The sequence below is a fragment of the Rhodococcus sp. 06-418-5 genome (assembly GCF_002258285.1).
Classification (GTDB): domain Bacteria; phylum Actinomycetota; class Actinomycetes; order Mycobacteriales; family Mycobacteriaceae; genus Rhodococcoides.
The window spans coordinates 377,873-397,827 of the sequence record NZ_NOYE01000008.1; the positions used below are offsets into that span (position 1 = coordinate 377,873).

A 19,955-nucleotide genomic window follows, 5' to 3' on the forward strand; every position below is an offset into this window, starting at 1 on the left:
GTCGAGTGGATGATGGGGGTCGAATCGCACTGCGCACGATCATGTTCCGAACACCGCCGACTTCTGACGTTCGATACTGCGTACCAGGCCGTCGACATCGTTGGGGTTGCCGATGAACTGTTGTAGGGCCGGGATCATGACGATCGAGGCGAAATCGGGTCGGGTATCGCGGTCGAAGAACTGGGTGATCTCCTCGGCGTTCTGCACCAGATCGGCCGATTTGCGGACCAGTGCAGGGAAACTCGACAGGTCGGCATCTCGGTGAGCAGGTATCGCCTGCGGATCCTGCTTCGCGTATGCGACGGCAGGGTCGGGGCCGGTCATGTAGGTGAGAAAGTCCTCGGCTCCGGGCCGGTTGCGCGGGTCGGTGCGCATCATGAACCCGTCCATCGGTGCCTCGACCGTGGATGTTCCTACAGCTGAATCGAGTTCGGGGAAGGTGAAGAAGTCCAGATCGTCGCGCTCGGCACCAGCGGGGAAGCTCTGCGCGACGAACATGCCGGCGACGAGCGACCCGACGCTCTTGTTCAGCAGCGCCATCTGCGCATCGGCGATCTTGCGGCCCAGCGGCTGCGGCTGGTGGAAGGGCAGCAGTTCACGCCAGGTGTCGAACACGGAACGCACGCGATTGTCGGTCCAGCTCACGTCTCCGGCGAGCAGGGTTCGGTGGAACTCGACGCCGTTGAGCCGCAGATTCAGATAGTCGAACGTTCCGAACGGTGGCCACCCGTCGCGGGCCCCGAAGCCGATCGGGGTGAGGCCGTCGGCCTGCATCTGCTTGCTCAGCGCCACCCACTGGTCGTAGGTCGCCGGGGGCTCGTACCCGCGCTCGGCCCACAGGCTCGGCCGGTAGAACACCGCCCATGGGTAGTAGAAGAACGGGATCAGGTACTGCTTGCCGTCCATACCGGTCGAGTTCTCGCGGAAGCTGTCGTTGAAGCCACCGCCGTGGTTCGCCCAGATCGGCGACAGATCCTCCACCAACCCCTTCTCGGCGAAGTACTTCACCCGATACCCGCCCATCCAGGTGACGACGTCGTCGGGCGTGCCCTGGAGGTAGTTGTTGACGTTCTCCTGGAACGACGTCGAGTCGACGGTGTTGACGGCGAGCTGCCGCCCGGTCTGCTGTCGATACATCGCAACGAAGTCCTCGACACCCAGCTTGGAGTTGGGGTCGGACAAGCGTGACCCGAGCGTGGTGACGTTCGGGTCGACGCTGTTCGAGCACGACGACAGCGCGCCACCGGCGGTGATCGCACCCGCGGCGACGAGCGCGGACCGCAGGAAATCGCGTCGTGACGGCTGCCACGTGCGCGGCCACTCGTGTGGGTTCATGGAAGTCCTTCGACGAGAAGTATCGATAACGATCAGAAGTGAACATCTTCGCGGAAGGTTCCGCGTCGTTTCTCCGACCATTCGGGGTGATGCAGGTTACAGAAACACGACGCGAGGGCGCCTGTCAAGCTCTTCGAGGCCCGCTCACCTGCATCAGTAAGAAAATGTTCATTCATGTTGACATCTGAGAACTGCTCGTTCATATTGTGAGCATGGACACAGCGCGACGCAGCACCTGGCCGACCCAGGGAATCTCCTTCGGCGGCGACTACAACCCCGAGCAGTGGCCCGAGGACGTCTGGCGACGCGACGTCGAGCTGATGCACGAGGCCGGCGTCGACTTCGTGACCGTCGGTGTCTTCTCCTGGGCGCGTCTGCAGCCGACCGCGTCGACGTGGGACTTCGAGTGGCTCGACCGAGTCATGGATCTGATGCACGAGGGCGATATCCGCGTCGACCTCGCCACGGCGACGGCCTCGCCCCCGCCGTGGTTGGCCACCGCCTACCCGCAGATGCGCCCGGTGGACGAGCGCGGCTACCGCTACGCCATTGGAAGCCGTCAGACGTGGAGCCCCAGTTCTGCTGTGTACCGCGAACATTCGCTCGTGCTGGTCGAGAAGATGGCGCATCGCTACGGTGAGCACCCAGCACTGGCGATGTGGCACGTCTCCAACGAACTCGGCTGCCACAACGCACTGTGCTACTCCGACGACAGTGCCCATGCATTCCGAGAATGGCTCAGCGCCAGGTACATCGACCTCGAGACCCTCAACACCGCCTGGGGAACCGACTTCTGGAGCCAGCGCTACAGCGACTGGGACGAGATCGTTCCCCCGTCGGTGAGCACCACGTTCGGCAACCCGACGCACCAGCTCGACTGGCGCCGCTTCTGCTCCGACGCTCTCCTCGAGCAGTACCGCGCCGAGAAGGCCCTGCTGAACCGCATCACCCCGAACGTCCCGGTCACCACGAACTTCATGGTCGGCATGGGCCAGGGCCCCGCGCTCGCAGGCAACATGGACTACGCGTCCTGGGCCCCCGAGCAGGACATCGTCTCGACCGACCACTACCTCGTCGGCCCCGAAACCGGTGACGCGGCAGCGCATCACAAGCTGTCGTTCTCCGCCGACCTGACCCGCGGCGTCGCCGGCCGTCGACCCTGGTTGTTGATGGAGCATTCCACCAGCGCGGTCAACTGGCAGCACATCAACCGGGCCAAGATGCCCGGTGAGATGATGCGAAACTCCCTGGCGCACATGGCCCGAGGCGCAGACGGCATCGCGTACTTCCAGTTCCGTGCCTCCAAGGCCGGGGCGGAGAAGTTCCATTCCGCACTGGTGCCGCATGCCGGTGAGGACTCCGCGCGGTGGCGTGAGGTCGTCGAGCTCGGCGCTGCGCTGCGTCGTATGGCCCCGGTGGCAGGAAGCACCGTCGATGCCCGGGTCGCCGTGCTCTTCGACTGGGCATCGCAATGGGCGTGCGAGCAGGAGGGCCATCCGTCGATGGCGATGCAGCCCATGGAGATTGCCCGACGCGCACATCGCGGCTTCACCTCCGCCGGCGTGACCGTAGACGTCGTTCCGTCGTCCACGGACCTCAGTGGCTACGACATCGTCGTGGTTCCGGCTCTGTACCTGTGCAGCGACGAGACCGCCGCGCGGATAGCCGACGCGGCCGATGCCGGCGCGCAGGTACTGGTCACCGCATTCTCGGGAATCGCCGACGAGGACGACCACGTGCGACTCGGCGGCTACCCGGGCGCATTCCGCGAGCTGCTCGGCGTCCGAGTCGAGGAATTCTTCCCGCTCGCCGACGGCGAGACGCTGACTCTCGACGACGAGACCGTCGGTGAGATCTGGAGCGAATACCTCACCACGACCGAGGACGTCGATGTGCTGGCGCGCCATACCCGGGGGCATCTGCGCGGCGTTCCCGCGCTGACCAAACGTACTGTCGGCACCGGTGCCGCCTGGTACGCCGCCACCGTGCCCGACGCGGCAGGTTGGGCCACGCTCGCCGACAAGCTCTGCGCCGCAGCCGGAATCGACACCCGACGCGATTTCGGATCGGATGTGGAGATCGTCCGACGGTCGGCAGGGGAGCAGTCCTGGCTCTTCGTGCTCAACCACGGTACCGACAAGGTCAGCGTGCCCGCCTCGGGTACCGATCTGGTCGGCGGCGCACAGATCGACGGTGAACTCATCCTGGCCGCAGGCGGCAGTGCCGTGATCGCCGAGAACCGCTGATGCTCGCCCACCAGCGTCAGCAGAAGATCCTGGACCAGGTGACGGCCGAGGGTGCGGTCAAGGTCGCGGATCTCGGTGCTGCACTGTCGGTGTCGGACATGACCATTCGACGCGACGTCAACGAGCTCGTCGCCCGCGGTCTGGTCGAGCGGGTGCACGGCGGCGTGACGCTGCCGCGATCGGCGAGCGTCTTCGAGCCGGGGTTCTCGGCCAAGTCCGAACTCGATCGCGATGCCAAGGCGGCCATCGCCCGTGCCGCTGCACGATTCGTGCGGCCCGGGACCTCCATCGGCATCTCCGGTGGCACCACGACGCATGCACTCGCACAGGAACTCCTCGACGTTCCGGACATCACCGTCGTCACCAATTCGCTGCCTGTCGCCGAGGTCTTCCACACCGGTGGGCGGTCGGATCAGACGGTGTTGCTCACCGGCGGACAGCGCACGCCGTCCTACGCGCTCGTCGGACCGCTCACGGTCAGTGCCCTGCAGAGTATTCACCTGGACATGTTGTTTCTCGGAACACACGGAGTGGACATCGAATCCGGGCTCACCTGCCCCAATCTCATGGAAGCACAGACCAACCAGGCGCTGGTCGCGTCGTCTCGTCGCGTCATCGTGCTCGCCGACCACACCAAGTGGGGTGTCCGCGCACTGGCCAACACCATCCCGCTCTCGCGCGTGGACGTGTTCGTCACCGATGCCGGACTCGACCCCGGCGTTCACGAGGCGTTGTCCGAGACGGTCGACGACGTGGTGATCGCCGGAGAGCACACCCCCGACACGAACGAGGAACGAGCACTCGATGACCGCGCATGACGCCACGACGCACTCGATGCGCAAGACGTCGACCACTCTGGCCGACGGCCGTGAGCTGATCTACTACGACGACACCGAGCCCTATCTCTCCGGTGGAGCCACCCGCGATCTGGTCGATACCCGGGCCCTCTCACCGTCGATGTCCCAGTCGCAGATGCGATTCGACGTCCTCACCGGGGAATGGATCGTCATCGCGGCGCAGCGAATGGACCGCACGTTCCTGCCGCCGGCCGACGCGTCGCCGTTGGCACCGAGCCGACCGGACCGTCCGGCCACGGAAATTCCGGCGGCCGACTACGACGTGGTGGTGTTCGAGAACCGCTTCCCGTCCCTGTCCGAAACGGCAGCGCAGCAATCACTTCCGAGCGAGGTGGACGGCGAAGCGCTGTGGCCGATGGCTCCCGGCACCGGGCGGTGTGAGGTGATCTGCTTCGCGAGTGACCCCGATACATCCTTCGTCGCGCTGGAGCTCTCTCGCGTCCGCACCATCATCGACGTCTGGGCCGATCGCACCACCGCATTGTCCGCGATCCCCGGTGTCCAGCAGGTGTTCTGCTTCGAGAACCGGGGTAAGGAGATCGGCGTCACCCTGACCCACCCGCACGGTCAGATCTACGCGTACCCGTACCTGCCGCCGCGCACCGATGCGCTGATTCGTCAGTCTCGCAAGCACTTCGAGAGCACGGGCCGGGTTCTGCTGGCCGATGTGCTGGCCGCCGAGCTGCGTTCGGGGCGACGCATCGTCGTCGATGCCGAGCATTGGGTTGCGTACGTGCCTGCAGCATCGCGGTGGCCGGTCGAGGTACATCTCGCTCCGCGTCGCGACGTTGCAGATCTCGCCGAGTTGAGCGGTGCCGAGCGGGACGAGCTGGCCGTGCTCTATCGGGATCTGTTGCGTGGAGTCGACGCGTTCTTCGAGGGCGTCGACGAGGTGCCGTACATCGCGGCGTGGCACCAGGCCCCTGTCGGAGCCGATCGCGAACTGGGACGCCTGCATCTGCAACTGTTCTCGATGATGCGCTCACCTGGTCGGATGAAGTTCCTCGCCGGATCGGAATCTGCGATGGGGGCCTGGATCAACGACACCACTCCCGAGCGGATCGCAGACCGGATGCGCGAGGTGCTCGCGTGAACTGGCTCGACGTGATTGCCGACGAGGATCTCGCCGACGGTGCCGCCGCGCTGTTCCGCAGTGCACTGGGCGGTGAACCCGACGGCGTCTGGATCGCTCCGGGTCGCGTCAACCTCATCGGTGAACACATCGATTACGCGGGGGGACTGGTGTTGCCCTTCGCGCTGCCGTATGCCACCGCGGTGGCCGTGCGTCGCCGCGAGGACACGACCGTGCGGGCCGTGTCGACGCACACCGAGCAGTCGTGGACCGGAGAGCTCGACGAGATCGGTCCGGGCACCCCGTCGGGTTGGGCGGCTTATGTGGCGGGAGTGTCCTGGGCACTCGGTGAGCATGGAGTCGGCGGAGTCGACGTGGCCGTGCATTCCTCGGTGCCGGTGGGTTCGGGGCTGTCGAGCTCGGCGGCGCTGGAATGCTCGTTCGCCCTCGCGCTCGACGATCTGTTCGGTCTTCGGCTCGACCGAAAGGTGCTGATCGACGCCAGTATTCGCGCCGAGAACGAGATCGCCGGCGCGTCGACGGGCGGCATGGATCAGAACATCGCGATGTCGGCCGAGGTGGGACACGCGCTGCTGCTCGACTGCCTGGACGGTTCGACGCGTCAGATCCCCCTCGATCTGGCCACGTCGGGAACGCGCTTGCTGGTGATCGACACCAACGCCCCGCACCGTCTGGTCGACGGTCAGTACGGAGCCCGGCGCGCCGCCTTGGATACGGCGTACGCCGAGTTGGGGGTGACGACGTTACGAGGTCTGGATCTCGAGCGGGCGGTCTCGGGACTCGGCGACGAGACGTTGATCGCCCGAGTCAGCCACGTCATCAGTGAAATCGGGCGCGTGGAGCAGGCTGCCGAACTCCTCGACCGCGGTGCCGCAGGTGCCGAACTCGGTGAGCTGATGACCGCGTCGCACAGGTCGTTGCGTGACGACTACGAGGTCAGTTCTCCCGAACTCGACAGCGCAGTCGACGCGGCCCTGCGGGCAGGCGCGTACGGCGCTCGGATGACGGGCGGCGGATTCGGCGGCTCGGCCATTGCGCTGGTGCCCTCGGAACTCGTCGAGACCGTGGCGAACGAGATCGCCTACAGTGCAACACGATCCGGACTGCCGGAACCCACCTTTCTCACTGCCGAGCCCGCCGGCTCCGCACATCGATTCTTCTAACCCATACAAAGGAGCACTCCCATGGCACAGGTCACGTACGAAGGAGCCACCAAGCTCTACCCGGGATCGGACGTCGCGGCAGTCGAATCGCTGGACCTCGCCATCGAGGACGGCGAATTCCTGGTGCTCGTCGGGCCTTCCGGTTGCGGTAAGTCCACTTCGCTGCGGATGCTCGCCGGTCTGGAGGACGTCGACTACGGTGCCATCAAGATCGGCGACCGGGATGTCACGTCACTCGCGCCCAAGGAACGCGACATCGCGATGGTGTTCCAGAATTACGCGCTGTACCCGCACATGACCGTCGCCAAGAACATGGGTTTCGCGCTGCAGATCGCCGGAATGGACAAGGCCGAGGTGGGCCGACGCGTCGAGGAGGCTGCGAAGATCCTCGATCTCACCGACTACCTGGGCCGTAAACCCAAGGCGCTCTCCGGTGGTCAGCGGCAGCGCGTCGCGATGGGCCGCGCGATCGTGCGCAACCCGCAGGTGTTCCTCATGGACGAGCCGCTGTCCAACCTCGATGCCAAACTCCGCGTGCAGACCCGCACTCAGATCTCGCTGCTGCAGCGCAGGCTCGGCACCACCACCGTGTACGTCACCCACGATCAGGTCGAAGCCATGACCATGGGTGATCGCGTCGCCATCATGAAAGCCGGTGTGCTGCAACAGTGCGCCAGCCCCAAGGAGCTCTACGAGCACCCGGTCAACGCATTCGTCGCAGGATTCATCGGATCGCCCGCGATGAATCTGTTCGAGGTGGACGTCGTCGCCGGTGCCGCGAAGCTCGGATCGCTGTCGGTGCCCATCGAGCGCACGATCTCCGATCGAATCGACGGCAGCCGCGTCACGATGGGCGTCCGCCCGGAAGCGTGGACGCTTTCCGACTCCGGTACCGACATCGTCGTCGACGTCGTCGAGGAACTCGGCGCGGACGCCTACATCTACGGCCGGACCGTCGAGGACGCGTCGAACCTCGGTACCGTCGGGGCGCAGATCATCGCGCGAATCCCCGACATCGCTACCCCGTCGCAGGGCGATGTCCTCCGCATCGCCCCTCGCGCCGAGGCGGCCCACTACTTCTCGACCACGACGGGATTGAACCTGCGCCGCTGAGATCGGGTCAGCTACGAACTCGAGCCGCTGCGAATTGGGCACCGGCGGTGGTGGATCCGTCGATTGCGTACCGAAGGTGCGCGAGAACATCGAAGCCGCCGATCTGGCACACCGGGTCGCCGACCGTGCAGAAACTCTGCGTGCGCGGGCCGTACGTGGCGCTGGCGGTCTCGATCTTGCTGCCGCGGAGCCCGAGCGGGTTGCCGAACACCACCACCGCGTCGATGCGGTCGGCGATCTCCGCCGGGATGACGGCTCCGGTGTTGCTGCTGCTGGTCCGCAGACCCACAGCGTTGGTCACCACGGTGGCCCCTTGTGAGTATCCCCCGATCACGAACGTCGTCGACGGGCACGACGCTGCGACGGACGTGAGGTGTTCGACGAGGTCCCGAGATCCCGGTCCGGCGCTGGCCTGTGTGACGTCGGCCGCGTAGTTCACCGCGTACGTACTGATCGAGCGGTCCGACAACTCCGACTTCAGCCGATCGACGAACGGCCCGCCGGTGATACCGAGGCCGGGGAACTCCGCGGTTCCACGGGCGAAGGCCACGTCGACATCCGAGCACGGGGCAGCGTTCGCCACACCGGTGGGTTGGGCCACGAAGAATGTGGAAGCAGCAAGTACTGCAACCGAATACGATGCCAGACGCTTGTTCATGAAGTCTCTCCTCGGTCGGTGAGTGCGCAGGTCGAACCCTAGCCGTGTCGTACCGCCGGGTTGGAAGTTTCCGGCGAAGTCTCAGCTACCGCTGTGGTCCTCCAACTCTCGCTTCTCAACGTCTGTTGCGCTACTGTCCTCGGCGGGGTGAGTCCGATCTGCACCGATTGCGGATCCAGATGTTCCGGGGGAACACGTGTCGAAGAAGTGGTTGCGCGGCGTCGTGGTGTCTGCAGTGGCGGTCGCATTGTGTCCGATCGCCACGGTCTCGGCGGATCCTGCGCCGAGCCAGGCACCAGCGACCATCATGGGGTCCATCGACGACGGGCCGGGTAGCTTCAGCGTCTTCCGTACCGTCGACAGTGGTCAGCGCCCCACCGCCGAGGACAACGCTGCGTGCAACGACTACTTCGGCTCCCCGCGTTCGCTGACCGTGGTGGAACGGCTCGACGCACGGATGTACACCTTCACCAACGACCCGTCGACGGGCTTCCTGCAGAACCCGACGGCCCAGAACGTCGGACCGATCTACGTGTGCGACGGGCCCCTGCTCGACGGTCAGGCCTTCCTGGATCAGTGGGGTGCTCTGACGGCTCCCGGCCTCGGCACGCTCTCCATGTACGGCCCGTGCGGACTCGAGTTCCTGATCGGTTCGCCCGGACGCGCGGCCGTCGATTGTGTGATGCGAGTCGACCCCAACGATTCCGGGGTCGTCGACGGCGTCGCGACCAGCAACTCCATCGTCAACCCGCTTCGCCTGCCGGACGGTCGCACCGGCTCGCTGTGGACCCTCTACACACTCGGTGACGGCACTGCCCCCGTGCCGGAACCCGTTGCAGGAACACCGCAACCGACCGGGTCGGTGAAGTACAGCGTCGGACGCGAGGTGAACTCGGTTTCGAACGGAAGCACTCCCGCATGTCCGGGTGGCGTGCGCACCACCGAGATCCACGCCGTGTCCGTGGACGCTGCCACTGGCGCGGCATCGACCGAGCCGTCCGCGGACGTGGCCGCCACCGCATCGATCTGCTATCAGAACCCGTCGACTCCGGATTTCGGCGCATCGCTGAGCATCACCAGCTACGGCGTCACGCCTGCGCTCACGGCCACGTCCACCGGGCAGTGCCGTCGTACCGATCTGCCCATCGAACCGGGCACCGTACAGCAGTCCTGTGGCTTCACCCTGCCGCCGCAGCCGGCTCTCGGCCTGACCGGTGGCCAGGTGACGCTCAACGGTCTGGTTCCGACGAACGATGCTGCAGGCTCGGCCAATTCGGCGATCTGGACCACCTCCTTCCTCGGTTCCATCAGCCCAGGATGAACGGCCGCCGGATCGGCGGTGGTAGTTCTGTCGCTGGTGGCAACGACGCCAACACCTACCATGCGTCGGGTCTGACGCCGGTGTTACCGTCTGCCAGTGGACCTCGTCGTTCCCTCCGGTGATCTCGCCGCTCAGACACGACAGCAATGAGTTCGCCGACCGACTCGGGCACATCGGCTACGGGGTTCGCCCGTCCGAACGAGGTCGGGGAGTTGCATCGTGGGCGGTACGCGAGGTGCTGACGCTCGCGGCGGGCATGGGCATGACCCGGGTGACGGCAGTCTGCGAGGTGAGCAACGCGGCCTCGATAGCGACTCTGGAGCGTGCCGGAGGCGAGAAAGTCGACTGCATCGGGTCGGTGGTTCGTTTCCGGATTCCCGTGCTGTGAAGGTCGAGTGCACCCAACTTTCTGCGCTTGACCCTCACACTGTGTGAGACGAGAACCTCGGAGGGTCATGTTCAGCATTGGAGAGTTCGCATCGATCGGCCGGGTGTCGGTTCGTATGCTTCGGCATTACGACGAGATCGGGTTGTTGACGCCGGCGCGGGTTGATCCGTTCACGGGCTATCGCTCGTACGACGGTTCGCAGTTCGAGGTTCTGGGACGCATTCTGATGTTCAAGGACCTCGGGTTCAGGCTCGACGAGGTGACAGAGATCGTGCACGGCCAGGTCGATGACGATCGGTTACGCGAGATGCTCACGGCCAAGCGCGATGATGTCGCTCGTCGGCTCGATCTCGACGCCGCTCGCCTGCGTCGCATCGAAGCGCGACTCTCCCACACCGAAGGGATTTCGATGATCACCGTGGATACCAAGTCGTTGCCGGCCACCCGTATTGCCGTTCTCGCCGAGACTGCCGCTGGCTTCGGCCCCCAGAACATCGGACCGATCATCGGTCCGATGTACGCCCGGCTCGCCCGGACACTCGCCGAGCACGGCGTGACGTTCGGACCGTCGTCCATCGCCATGTACGAGGCCGTCGACGACGGAGACGGCAGCGGCGTCACCGTGCATGCCGCATTCGAGGTGGGACCCCAGGTCGTGGGCGGTGAGGGCTACGAGGTGCGCGAGCTACCGCCCGTCGAGCTCGCGGTGACCACCGTTCACCACGGTTCGATGGCCACGATCGGCGAAACCTGGGAGCAGTTCATCGCGTGGATCGAGGCGAACGGCTACGAACTCTCCGGCATCTGCCGCGAGTTCTACCTGGTGTCCGAGCCGCAGCCGCAGGAGAATTGGGTGACCGAACTGCAGCAGCCGGTGGTTCGACGTCAGGACGCCTGAGCGAACTCCACGAGGGCGGTGCACTGGCAACCGCCGGTGACTTCCTCGCATTCGAGCACCAGGAAGTGACGTACGTACTCGAGATCCACGCAGTCCGGCTCCGTGCACTCCGCACCGCCGACCGCGTGGATCACGAGTGTGCCGTTGCAGGTATCGAAGCGTGCGGACATGCGAATCCCTTTCTGTCGTATCTCTCTACCTCCTTGATATCACCGGGCTCCGACAAGTTCGGGAGAAGACGAGCGTGTTCGACGCCTGAGCTGGGTAGCAGCCATGATGGTCAGAGCCGGAATCCAGGCGTATCCGAGCGCGGTCCTGATGACCGTCCGGTCACCCAGCCACGCTCCGACCGACACCAGTACACCCGCCCACACGACTGCGGCCAGCAGGCTGAGCGCCGTGTACTCGCGGTGCCGCAGTGAGGACGTCGCGACCAGCCGGGGCGTGATGGTGCGGATACCCCCGATGAGGTGTCCGACGATGGCGACAGCGCGCGGCCTCGATCGCGCCTGTGTGGTCAGCCCGAGCACGACCCTCATCACCGCGGCAGGCAGCGCCGACTCCGCTCGTCCGAGACCCAACACGGTGCCGGTGCGGCGACTGTGCCAGAACGCCCACTGCGCACCCATGCTCGACGCCACCGCCGCGGTGACGACGGCAGGCAGCCACGGCACCACACCGATCGACGTCAGCACCCCGAGCGTGATCGGCACGCTGTTTCCCGGTGTGAAAAGACCGAGCAATGACGCGGACTCGAATGCCAGCAGTACGAAGACGACGGCAAAGACGACCCACACGGGCACGGACGACAACCGGTCCACATCGAGGATGTTCAGGTTCATACCTGTCGAATCTCGTCGTCCGGAACGCGGAAAACACCACGATCGACCCACGGACCGACGGTAGGGCTGGCCCTACCTCGGGCCGTGGGTTCACAGTGCCGACAAGCCGACGACACCCGACTTAGGCTGATCCGCATGAACGAGGCACTACCGATTCCCCTGAATCCGCTCAGGGCATGGATCTCGCCGAACTGGTGGCTGGCGGTGGCGTCGTTGCTGGCATCGACGGTCGCCGGGCTCGGCGGCTGGATGATCCTGGGACTGCTGGTACTGGCGGTGTGCGCATTGCCGTTTGCGCTCAGTGGTGTGCTCGTCTTCGCGCTGACGATAGTGGCGCTCCGGTGGATGGACCGTGCAGCGCGTGCCGGAATCGGTTTCACCGGTGGAATTTCCATCGAGGGCCCAGAACCGACCGTGTACCCGACCAGTTGGCGCAGGTTCATCTGGTGCCTCCGCGATATCGGATTGTGGAAGTCGTTCTGCTACTGGCTCCTTCGGATTCCGGTCTCGGCCGTTCTGCTGTTCTTGCTGCCGGCGCTGTTCGTGGTCCTGCCGGTTCTGGCGGCGGCACCGGTCGCCTGGATCGTGACGAACCCGGTCGGCAATCGGCTCGAAATCGGAGATCGGGTGGGCTATCCGTTCGTGGCGCTGGTCGGCTTCGCCTCGCTGGTGACCTTCGTCGCGGGGGTTCCACTGCTGCTCACAGCTCTGGCACGGCTCGACTGGTGGAGTGCCGCAGTCCTTCTCGGCCGATCCGAATCCAGTAGGCGAGTGGACGAATTGACGGTCAGTCGTGCTCGCGTCGTCGACGCTGCCGATGCCGAACGCCGCCGCATCGAACGCGATCTGCACGACGGGGCCCAGCAGCGTTTGGTATCGGTGGCAATGTCACTGGGGCAGGCGAAGTCGCGCGCATCGGCAACGGACGATGCGGTACTGAAAGGACTGCTCGACGATGCCCACCGGGAGGCCAAGAACGCGATCGGCGAGATCCGCACCCTCACCCGCGGTCTGCATCCGCCGATTCTGACCGACCGCGGTCTCGACGCCGCACTGTCGTCCGTCGCGGCGTTGTGTGCGGTACCGGTCACTGTTCGTATCGACCCCGCCCTCTCCGGTGATCGACGCCCGGACGCGACGGTCGAGTCGACGGTCTACTTCGTCGTCTCCGAGGCCCTGACCAACGTGAGCAAGCACGCGAAGGCCGCCCACGTCCGAGTCGATGTCTCGAAAGTCGAGTCCGCCGTACGAGTGACGGTGGTCGACGACGGTTGTGGGGGAGCGCATCCGGCACCGGGGGGCGGTCTGGCCGGGCTCGAGGACAGGCTCAGCGGAATCGACGGAACCATGTCCATCACGTCGCCGTCCGGCGGCCCGACGCGGCTCGAGGTGAGCATCCCGTGCGAGTGATCATCGCCGACGATTCGGTTCTGTTGCGAGAGGGTGTGGCTCGCCTGCTGATCGATACCGGAGCAGACGTGATCGGGAAGGTGTCCGATGCGTCGGAACTGCTCGCGGCCATGTCCGCTGCCGATCCGCTTCCCGACGTGTGCGTGATCGACGTACGCATGCCGCCGACCTTCCTGGACGAAGGTCTGCGCGCAGCGCTGGTCATTCGCCAACGGTGGCCCGCTGTAGGAGTTCTCGTGCTCTCCCAGTACGTGGAGGAACGGTACGCAGCCGAACTCATCCGGCAGAGCACGGACGGCGTCGGATACCTTCTGAAAGACCGAGTGGCCGATGTGGACGAGTTCGCCGATGCGGTGCGGACCGTTGCGACCGGCGGAACCGTCATCGATCCCGAAGTGGTGCAGCAGATTCTGGCGCGAGCTCCACGCTCGGATCCGCTCGATTCGCTGACTCCGCGGGAGCGGGACGTGTTGACCGCCATGGCCGAAGGCAAGTCGAACGCCGGAATCGCCGCTGCATTGGTGGTCGGTCAAGCTGCTGTGGAGAAGCACATCGGAAACATATTCGCCAAGCTCGGTCTACTTGGAGACAGTGCCGATCACCGCCGCGTCATGGCCGTCCTACGATATCTGGGAGCGATTCAGTGAAGAAGTCATTGTGGCGCAACGTCGTTGCGGTGTCGGTCGCCATAGCTGTCGTGGGCGTGGCGGGTGCGGCGACGACGGCCACTATTGCCTACGGATTCACCATGCCCAAGATGCAGTCGTTCGACTACGCCACCGACGCAGCGATCACCGGGAAGAATCTCTCGCTCACGACCGGTTTCGCCCACGTGTCGGTGTCCATGAGTCCCGACTCGGAGGTGCACGTGCGGGCCGACGGTTCCTATCGAGGCGACACTCCGACCGTCGACATCAGTGACGACGGGTCGAACATCGCTGTGGAATGCTCCTACCGGAAGCGCAGCAGTTGCGACATAGGTCTCGAACTACGGATACCGTCGGGCCTGACACTCGATATCGATGGCACCACAGCCGATGTCGAGCTCGTCGACGTCGACGCGCAGACATCGGTGTCCACCTCGGCGGGTTCGGTGATCTCTCGGGGATCTGCCGGAACCCTGAACATAACAACACGATTCGGTGACGTGGACATCACCGATGCGGCCGTGTCGGCACTGGAGGTGGACACGACGTTCGGTCGGGTCGCCGTTGATTCCAGGCTGCCGCCGGATTCGTTACGTGTGCAGAACATGCAGGGCGACAGCATGATCGAACTCCCGCCGGCCGATTTGTACGACGTCGAGGCGACGTCGGAGAAGGGAGATGTCGAGATCGACGTCGTCGACGATCCGAGTTCTCCGAGGTCGGTATCGGTCAGCAGTGAAGAAGGCCGGATTTCGGTGCTGCGGAGATAGCTCCGGTCGAGGACCGCCGTTCAATGACTGCGTCGCCACGCGCTGAACGACCGTACCGAGGATGTGGTCGGTCGGAACAGCCACGGCCACGGATGCAACTCGACCGGGGCTATGGCGTCGGCGATGCGGGAGAAGCCGGGAACGGGTGCCCAGGTGGTAGCCAAGGAGCGTCCGGAGAGCTCGTCGGACACTCTGCCGCGACGTACCTCCAACGGGCGGGTCGACGCGATCTCGCCGAGCGTCTCGGCGAGAAAGACCAGCCTCTTGCCGGAGAGCCTGAGTTTCCGCAGGAGCGGCTCGTCGAAGACGAACACCGCGGGTCGATCGGTGTCGGCGGCCAGTGCCGGGTCTGCGGTGCCGAGTGACTCTGCCGTTATCCACACCTGTTCTGCGCCAGTGCCTTCCGCATGGGCGGGGCCGGCGGGAATCGGTGCCTTGTTCAGGTCGGGACCGTCGACCGCCGGGCCGAGCTCGTCGTCGGGCCAATTCTCGATGGGGCACGCATCTTTCAATGCGCAGTTGCGGCACAGGGACGGTGCTCGCTTGTTCACCTGCCACCGGCTGAATCCGTAGACCTTGCCGCTTCCGGTACCGACGGTCCACTGCCAGCCGAGGCGGTTGGCTGCGCGGGAGCCGTCGAGTAGATGGGCGAACATCTCGTCTTCGCCGTCGCGCCACGTCGCCCCGGCACGGACTGCCCACTGGGAGGCGAGCCACATGCGGGTTTGGTTGACCAGCCAGCCGTCCTGGTGCAATTCACCCACCACCGAGGACATGCAGTTCATCTCCTCGGGCCACGGCTGCGCGGTCCAGCCCTGGGGTCGCGGCTGCTCACGGCGTAGCGAACGACCGAGATCGGATCCGGTGCGCGCGTAGAGATGACGCGCGTATTCCTGCCACATCAGTTCGTCGCGATAGCGGGAACGGTCGCGTGGGGGAGCGTCGGCGACCGCGTCCCATACCTCCCGCAGCGTCAGCAGCCCGTGTCGGATGTACGGCGACATGCGGCTTGCGCCTCGGCGATTCACCGGTAGAACGGTGCTGCGATCGCGCGCATATCCGGTGATGTCGAGTCCGGCCAGCGCGGTATCAGCAGCGGACTGCCCGCCGCGAATGCCGCCGGCCGTGATGGCATCCGGACCCTCGCGAGTCAGATCCCCCAGATGCTCGGCGACCCAGTCGACGAGGTCCTCAGTGGTGGAGCCGTCGGCAATCGACGGGGGAGCTGGAATCGTGGGCATGGCGTCGGACTTCCCTGTCGTAGCGAAAGGGAAACGCGGAGTCGTCAGGGGCGCGGCAGGCGGCGATGCAGTGGATTGGACGTGGTCCTTGTTGCGGATCTGCCGGCCGGAGGTAGAGACGAGACCACGGCAGGTGTGTCCGCTGTGGCGCGCGAGGCGTCGTGTGCCTTCATCGCAGCGCTGTTCCCACGTCCGAGAGCAGGCGAGGAGATCTGTCGTGGGGCCGCGTCACCGCACTCCGGGCACGTCACCTCGGACGGCGCGTCCGCCATGGAGAATCTCTGCTCGACGGGGGCGCATCGTCGCGCGCAGCGGAAGCTGTAGGTGGGCACGCATTCGAGAGTAGCGCGATGTGGCGCATCAGCAACGTTCCGGCACAACGTCATACAAGGTTTACATGCGATATCCGACCGGATGGACTGCGACGGTGCAATGATCGAGGCAGGAGAACCCGCGCAACCGGAGGTGCCTCGTGCCCGAACTGCTGTTTCCGCTCGACTCGACGAAGAGTTTCACCGAGCAGGAGGTCGTCGGCCACAACCGATGGCATCCCGATATCCCGGCGGCGGTCACAGTCAAACCCGGTACGTCCTTTCGGGCCCACTGTCGCGAATGGTTCGACGGGGCCATCCACAACGACGATTCCGCCGAGGACATCCTGAATGCGCCGCTCAACAACGTGCACACACTGTCAGGGCCCTTCCACATCGAGGGTGCAGAGCCCGGTGACCTGCTGATCGTCGACATCCTGGACGTGGGTCCGATACCGCAGGAGGATTCAGGTCCGCTGGCCGGTCAGGGTTGGGGCTACACGGGGATCTTCGCCAAGCAGAACGGAGGCGGATTTCTCACCGATCGATTCCCCGATGCGTACAAGGCGATCTGGGACTTTTCCGGTCAGACCACCACATCTCGCCACGTGCCGCACGTGAAGTACACCGGCATCACCCATCCCGGGCTGATGGGGACCGCGCCGTCGGCTGCCCTGCTGGCGAAGTGGAACGCCCGTGAAGGTGCGTTGATCGCGACAGATCCCAATCGTGTTCCGCCACTGGCCCTTGCACCCGAGCTCGACGGTGCAATCCTCGGTTCCTTGAGCGGCGACGAATTCACCCGTGTCGCAGGTGAAGCCGCACGCACAGCGCCGCCCCGGGAGAACGGTGGAAATCAGGACATCAAGAACCTCACCAAAGGAACCCGCGTCTTCTATCCGGTGTTCGTGCCGGGCGCGAAGTTGTCCTTCGGTGATCTGCACTTCTCGCAGGGTGACGGGGAGATCACGTTCTGCGGTGCCATCGAGATGGGTGGCTTCATGGACCTGCACGTCGACCTGATCAAGGGCGGTATGGAAACCTACGGGGTGAGCGAGAACGCGATCTTCATGCCCGGAAACACCGCGCCGCAGTACTCGGAATGGATTGCCTTCTCGGGCATTTCGGTGACCGTGGACGGCGAGCAGAAATATCTGGACTCCGACCTGTCCTACCAGAACGCATGTATGCACGCGATCGACTACCTCACCAAGTTCGGCTACAGCCCCGAGCAGGCGTACCTGCTACTGGGATCGGCTCCGATCGAAGGACGCCTGTCCGGGGTGGTGGACATTCCGAACTCCTGTGCCACCGTGTACATCCCCACGGCGATCTTCGATTTCCCGATAGCGCCCTCTGCGAGCGGACCGTTCCAAATCGACCCGGGAATGGGTGCTCCGAGGGCGCAGTTCTCCTGAGGCGCATGGGCGAATGCCGCAACTGTGGATGCTCGAGGACATGGAACCCTGGCCTGACGAACCAGCCGTAGGTGCGGTGTTCTCACCCACGACGTACTGGGCTTCACCAGAGCAGATGGAACTTCCCCCGCAGGTGTGCGCCGAGGTGCCGGCTCGGGTCGAGGCCGTGCACATCGATGGCAGAACGGAGAGGATCGCTCACCTCGGTGACGGCTTCACCGCCATGATGGGTGACGAAGGCCCGATAGGCGACCGATCTGCGGTATGGCCATGCGGAGAACGTGTGTTCGAAAGTGTGTCGGTGGGTCGCGATAGATTCTGTGCATGCTTTCGGGGGACGGCGGATCAGGGGTGGACGGCATCGAGACGGTGCCGCCCGCCCCCGAGGTGTCCGATCCCGACTTGTCTGCGCTGGTCGACCGAGTTGAATCCGCGATCGCGGAATTAGCGGAACAGTCGTCGGTAGCGTGGTCGAACGCGGACCGGCGCGCGGTGATCCAACGGATGGAAACGGCGACGAGATCCCTGACGGCGCACTCGTACACCTGGCTCAACGAGCTGATCTCTCAGCACGGCCTCGATGTGTACCCGGGATCGGTGCCGTCGTCGGTGGCGTGGATGCTGCGGATCACCCCACGAGCAGCCGGAGCACGGGTCCGTCTGGCGGCCGAGTTGGGTGACCGCACCGCCTTCTCCGGTGAAGTCCTGCCGCCGTTGCTGCCGCACACCGCGGAAGCGTTGCGGGCGGGGTTGCTCGATGCCAAGCATGTGCAGATGATCCGCGAATTCTTCCGCCATCTGCCCCGAGACGTCGATCCGCAGACCCGCGAGCTCGCCGACGAGCAACTGGCGGGCTACGCCTCGACCAGGCGACCCGACGATTTCGCACCGTTGGTGGCGCACCTGGATTCGATCCTCAATCCCGACGGCGACCACGACGAGGACGAAGACGAGGACGAAGACGGGAAGCCACCGAGACCACCGAAACGCAGGGATGCGTTCTTCTACCTCGGTGAACAGGGTGCCGACGGAATGTCCGAAGGAAAATTCTGCGTCGACCCCGAACTACGGGCCTACCTCGAAGCCCTGTTCTCCAAAGCCGCGAAACCGGGAGTCAACAACCCCGCCGACCCGACGTCCGTCGTCCATGACGAGACCTACAGCTCTTCCGGCGGCAAGGACAGCACGAGCCCTGCCGCTGCGAGCGACGGTGCGCGTCCCGATCCTGCAGCAGCCGAACCGGATTCGGCCACATCCGGTGGTGTCTGCGATACCGACACCCCACCGCCACCGGAGCCGGACGACCGTTCGACGAGCGATCATGGACTGTGGAGCGATGCGGGACTGTGGAACGACGGTTCATTCGACGGCGACGATCCCTGCGACGGTGACGGCCGGTGCGGTTCCGGCATCGACTGTGGTTGCGGCACAGGGCCCGACGGCACCATCGAACCAGAGGACAGTGCTGAGCCCGGCGACACAACCGACCCGGACGACGCAACCGATCCCGACGACGCCGTCGGATCCGACACCGACGACGCACCGGACACCGCAGCACGCGACGCTGCCGCCGCGCGGGATATCCGCACCCAACGCGAACGCCAACACGACGCCCTCAAACTCGCGCTCCGACACACCCTCGCCTCCGGCACCCTCGGCACCCACCGCGGCCTACCCGTCACCGCCATCGTCACCATGACACTGAAAGACCTCGAAGCCGGCTGCGGCTACGCCATGACCGCCACCGGATCACGGGTGTCGATCCGCGACGCGATCCGCATGGCCTCGCACGCCCACCACTACCTGACCATCTTCGACGACCACGGCCGAGCCCTCTACCTCGGCCGCTCCAAACGCATCGCCTCCGCAGACCAACGCATCGTGCTCATCGCCCGAGACCGCGGCTGCAGCTTCCCCTCCTGCACCCGCCCCGCAACGTGGTGCCAAGCCCACCACGTCACCGACTGGAACACCGGCGGCCTCACCGACATCGACTCCCTCACCTTCGGCTGCGACATGCACCACGCACTCGTCGGCACCGGACCAGGCACGTGGGCCACCACCAAAACCGGAGCCCGACATCGCTATCCGGGCCGCACACTGTGGCACCCACCCGCCGGAATGGACCCAAAACGCCGCGGGCTGGTCAACCACGCCCACCACCCAGAAGAAGTCCTCTACCCACCCGACAACCACAACGACCCCGGCGACGAGGAACCACGACAACCCGCCTGACGGTCCGAA

The 19,955-nt window shown here is 65.3% G+C and carries 19 protein-coding genes; 13 read left to right on the forward strand and 6 right to left on the reverse strand.

The window, feature by feature from the left end:
• Positions 1-39: 39 nt before the first annotated feature.
• The gene (locus CH274_RS03570; protein ID WP_045197909.1) at positions 40-1,335 is read right to left on the reverse strand and encodes an ABC transporter substrate-binding protein; all 1,296 of its coding nucleotides are present in this window, start codon (positions 1,333-1,335) and stop codon (positions 40-42) included.
• 212 nt (positions 1,336-1,547) lie between these two features.
• Here CH274_RS03570 and CH274_RS03575 point away from each other — a divergent pair, with 212 nt between their 5' ends.
• From CH274_RS03575 to CH274_RS03595, 5 genes are read left to right on the forward strand one after another with little or no spacing between them, the layout of a single operon-like run.
• Complete coding sequence (locus CH274_RS03575; RefSeq protein ID WP_094656738.1) at positions 1,548-3,581, forward strand: beta-galactosidase; 2,034 nt, start codon at positions 1,548-1,550, stop codon at positions 3,579-3,581.
• Positions 3,581-4,399 carry a DeoR/GlpR family DNA-binding transcription regulator gene (locus tag CH274_RS03580; protein WP_094656739.1) on the forward strand — a complete coding sequence of 273 codons (819 nt, stop codon included), beginning with the start codon at positions 3,581-3,583 and terminating at the stop codon, positions 4,397-4,399. Before CH274_RS03575 ends, CH274_RS03580 begins: the two co-directional genes overlap by 1 nt.
• A gap of 16 nt (positions 4,400-4,415) precedes the next feature.
• Positions 4,416-5,531 carry a galactose-1-phosphate uridylyltransferase gene (gene galT, locus CH274_RS03585; protein ID WP_094656811.1) on the forward strand — a complete coding sequence of 372 codons (1,116 nt, stop codon included), beginning with the start codon at positions 4,416-4,418 and terminating at the stop codon, positions 5,529-5,531.
• Positions 5,528-6,694 carry a galactokinase gene (gene galK / locus CH274_RS03590; protein ID WP_094656740.1) on the forward strand — a complete coding sequence of 389 codons (1,167 nt, stop codon included), beginning with the start codon at positions 5,528-5,530 and terminating at the stop codon, positions 6,692-6,694. The genes galT and galK overlap by 4 nt, the downstream gene beginning before the upstream one ends.
• Positions 6,695-6,715: 21 nt before the next feature.
• Positions 6,716-7,807, forward strand: a complete 1,092-nt coding sequence (locus tag CH274_RS03595) for an ABC transporter ATP-binding protein (protein ID WP_094628896.1) — start codon at positions 6,716-6,718, stop codon at positions 7,805-7,807.
• Between the two features lie 7 nt (positions 7,808-7,814).
• Here the strand turns inward: CH274_RS03595 and CH274_RS03600 are convergent, their stop codons facing one another.
• A complete protein-coding gene (locus CH274_RS03600; protein WP_094628894.1) occupies positions 7,815-8,465 on the reverse strand; it encodes a cutinase family protein in 651 nt (216 codons plus the stop codon).
• A gap of 196 nt (positions 8,466-8,661) precedes the next feature.
• Between CH274_RS03600 and CH274_RS03605 the strand changes: the two genes are divergently transcribed.
• The 3 genes from CH274_RS03605 (at position 8,662) to CH274_RS03615 (ending at position 11,072) form a co-directional block, all read left to right on the forward strand.
• Positions 8,662-9,786 (forward strand): hypothetical protein, encoded by a 1,125-nt coding sequence (locus CH274_RS03605; protein ID WP_094656741.1) that lies wholly within the window; start codon positions 8,662-8,664, stop codon positions 9,784-9,786.
• A 118-nt stretch (positions 9,787-9,904) separates the two neighbouring features.
• Positions 9,905-10,174, forward strand: a complete 270-nt coding sequence (locus CH274_RS03610; protein ID WP_094656742.1) for a GNAT family N-acetyltransferase — start codon at positions 9,905-9,907, stop codon at positions 10,172-10,174.
• Positions 10,175-10,241: 67 nt separating this feature from the next.
• On the forward strand, positions 10,242-11,072 hold the full coding sequence (locus tag CH274_RS03615) for a MerR family transcriptional regulator (protein WP_094656743.1): 831 nt from the start codon (positions 10,242-10,244) through the stop codon (positions 11,070-11,072).
• Here CH274_RS03615 and CH274_RS03620 read toward each other — a convergent pair.
• Together CH274_RS03620 and CH274_RS03625 are read right to left on the reverse strand one after the other, a co-directional pair.
• Complete coding sequence (locus CH274_RS03620; protein ID WP_032397091.1) at positions 11,060-11,242, reverse strand: hypothetical protein; 183 nt, start codon at positions 11,240-11,242, stop codon at positions 11,060-11,062. The two genes, CH274_RS03615 and CH274_RS03620, sit on opposite strands and share 13 nt — an antisense overlap.
• 39 nt (positions 11,243-11,281) lie before the next feature.
• Positions 11,282-11,914, reverse strand: a complete 633-nt coding sequence (locus CH274_RS03625) for a DedA family protein (protein ID WP_094628888.1) — start codon at positions 11,912-11,914, stop codon at positions 11,282-11,284.
• Between the two features lie 135 nt (positions 11,915-12,049).
• On the opposite strand from CH274_RS03625, the gene CH274_RS03630 reads away from it, so the two are divergent.
• From CH274_RS03630 to CH274_RS03640, 3 genes are read left to right on the forward strand one after another with little or no spacing between them, the layout of a single operon-like run.
• The gene (locus CH274_RS03630) at positions 12,050-13,324 is read left to right on the forward strand and encodes a sensor histidine kinase (protein WP_094656744.1); all 1,275 of its coding nucleotides are present in this window, start codon (positions 12,050-12,052) and stop codon (positions 13,322-13,324) included.
• Positions 13,315-13,971, forward strand: a complete 657-nt coding sequence (locus CH274_RS03635) for a response regulator transcription factor (RefSeq protein ID WP_032397093.1) — start codon at positions 13,315-13,317, stop codon at positions 13,969-13,971. The genes CH274_RS03630 and CH274_RS03635 overlap by 10 nt, the downstream gene beginning before the upstream one ends.
• Positions 13,968-14,741 carry a DUF4097 family beta strand repeat-containing protein gene (locus tag CH274_RS03640; RefSeq protein WP_094656745.1) on the forward strand — a complete coding sequence of 258 codons (774 nt, stop codon included), beginning with the start codon at positions 13,968-13,970 and terminating at the stop codon, positions 14,739-14,741. Before CH274_RS03635 ends, CH274_RS03640 begins: the two co-directional genes overlap by 4 nt.
• Before the next feature lie 20 nt (positions 14,742-14,761).
• Here the strand turns inward: CH274_RS03640 and CH274_RS03645 are convergent, their stop codons facing one another.
• Both CH274_RS03645 and CH274_RS03650 read right to left on the reverse strand, forming a co-directional pair.
• Complete coding sequence (locus CH274_RS03645) at positions 14,762-15,982, reverse strand: FAD-binding domain-containing protein (protein WP_094656746.1); 1,221 nt, start codon at positions 15,980-15,982, stop codon at positions 14,762-14,764.
• A 44-nt stretch (positions 15,983-16,026) separates the two neighbouring features.
• Positions 16,027-16,368 (reverse strand): FmdB family zinc ribbon protein, encoded by a 342-nt coding sequence (locus CH274_RS03650; protein ID WP_094628878.1) that lies wholly within the window; start codon positions 16,366-16,368, stop codon positions 16,027-16,029.
• 86 nt (positions 16,369-16,454) lie between these two features.
• Between CH274_RS03650 and fmdA the strand changes: the two genes are divergently transcribed.
• Positions 16,455-17,711, forward strand: a complete 1,257-nt coding sequence (gene fmdA / locus CH274_RS03655; protein WP_032397096.1) for a formamidase — start codon at positions 16,455-16,457, stop codon at positions 17,709-17,711.
• A 324-nt stretch (positions 17,712-18,035) separates the two neighbouring features.
• Positions 18,036-19,946: an HNH endonuclease signature motif containing protein gene (locus CH274_RS03665; RefSeq protein WP_094656747.1), complete on the forward strand. Its 1,911-nt coding sequence runs from the start codon at positions 18,036-18,038 to the stop codon at positions 19,944-19,946.
• Positions 19,947-19,955: the final 9 nt, after the last annotated feature.

Bases quoted from the DNA above. Each gene is read 5' to 3' on its own strand.
- CH274_RS03570 (WP_045197909.1), bottom strand. From the start codon at position 1,335: ATGAACCCACACGAGTGGCCGCGCACGTGGCAGCCGTCACGACGCGAT.
- CH274_RS03575 (WP_094656738.1), top strand. From the start codon at position 1,548: ATGGACACAGCGCGACGCAGCACCTGGCCGACCCAGGGAATCTCCTTC.
- CH274_RS03580 (WP_094656739.1), top strand. From the start codon at position 3,581: ATGCTCGCCCACCAGCGTCAGCAGAAGATCCTGGACCAGGTGACGGCC.
- galT (WP_094656811.1), top strand. From the start codon at position 4,416: ATGCGCAAGACGTCGACCACTCTGGCCGACGGCCGTGAGCTGATCTAC.
- CH274_RS03595 (WP_094628896.1), top strand. From the start codon at position 6,716: ATGGCACAGGTCACGTACGAAGGAGCCACCAAGCTCTACCCGGGATCG.
- CH274_RS03600 (WP_094628894.1), bottom strand. From the start codon at position 8,465: ATGAACAAGCGTCTGGCATCGTATTCGGTTGCAGTACTTGCTGCTTCC.
- CH274_RS03615 (WP_094656743.1), top strand. From the start codon at position 10,242: ATGTTCAGCATTGGAGAGTTCGCATCGATCGGCCGGGTGTCGGTTCGT.
- CH274_RS03620 (WP_032397091.1), bottom strand. From the start codon at position 11,242: ATGTCCGCACGCTTCGATACCTGCAACGGCACACTCGTGATCCACGCG.
- CH274_RS03625 (WP_094628888.1), bottom strand. From the start codon at position 11,914: ATGAACCTGAACATCCTCGATGTGGACCGGTTGTCGTCCGTGCCCGTG.
- CH274_RS03630 (WP_094656744.1), top strand. From the start codon at position 12,050: ATGAACGAGGCACTACCGATTCCCCTGAATCCGCTCAGGGCATGGATC.
- CH274_RS03645 (WP_094656746.1), bottom strand. From the start codon at position 15,982: ATGCCCACGATTCCAGCTCCCCCGTCGATTGCCGACGGCTCCACCACT.
- CH274_RS03650 (WP_094628878.1), bottom strand. From the start codon at position 16,368: ATGACGTTGTGCCGGAACGTTGCTGATGCGCCACATCGCGCTACTCTC.
- CH274_RS03665 (WP_094656747.1), top strand. From the start codon at position 18,036: ATGCTTTCGGGGGACGGCGGATCAGGGGTGGACGGCATCGAGACGGTG.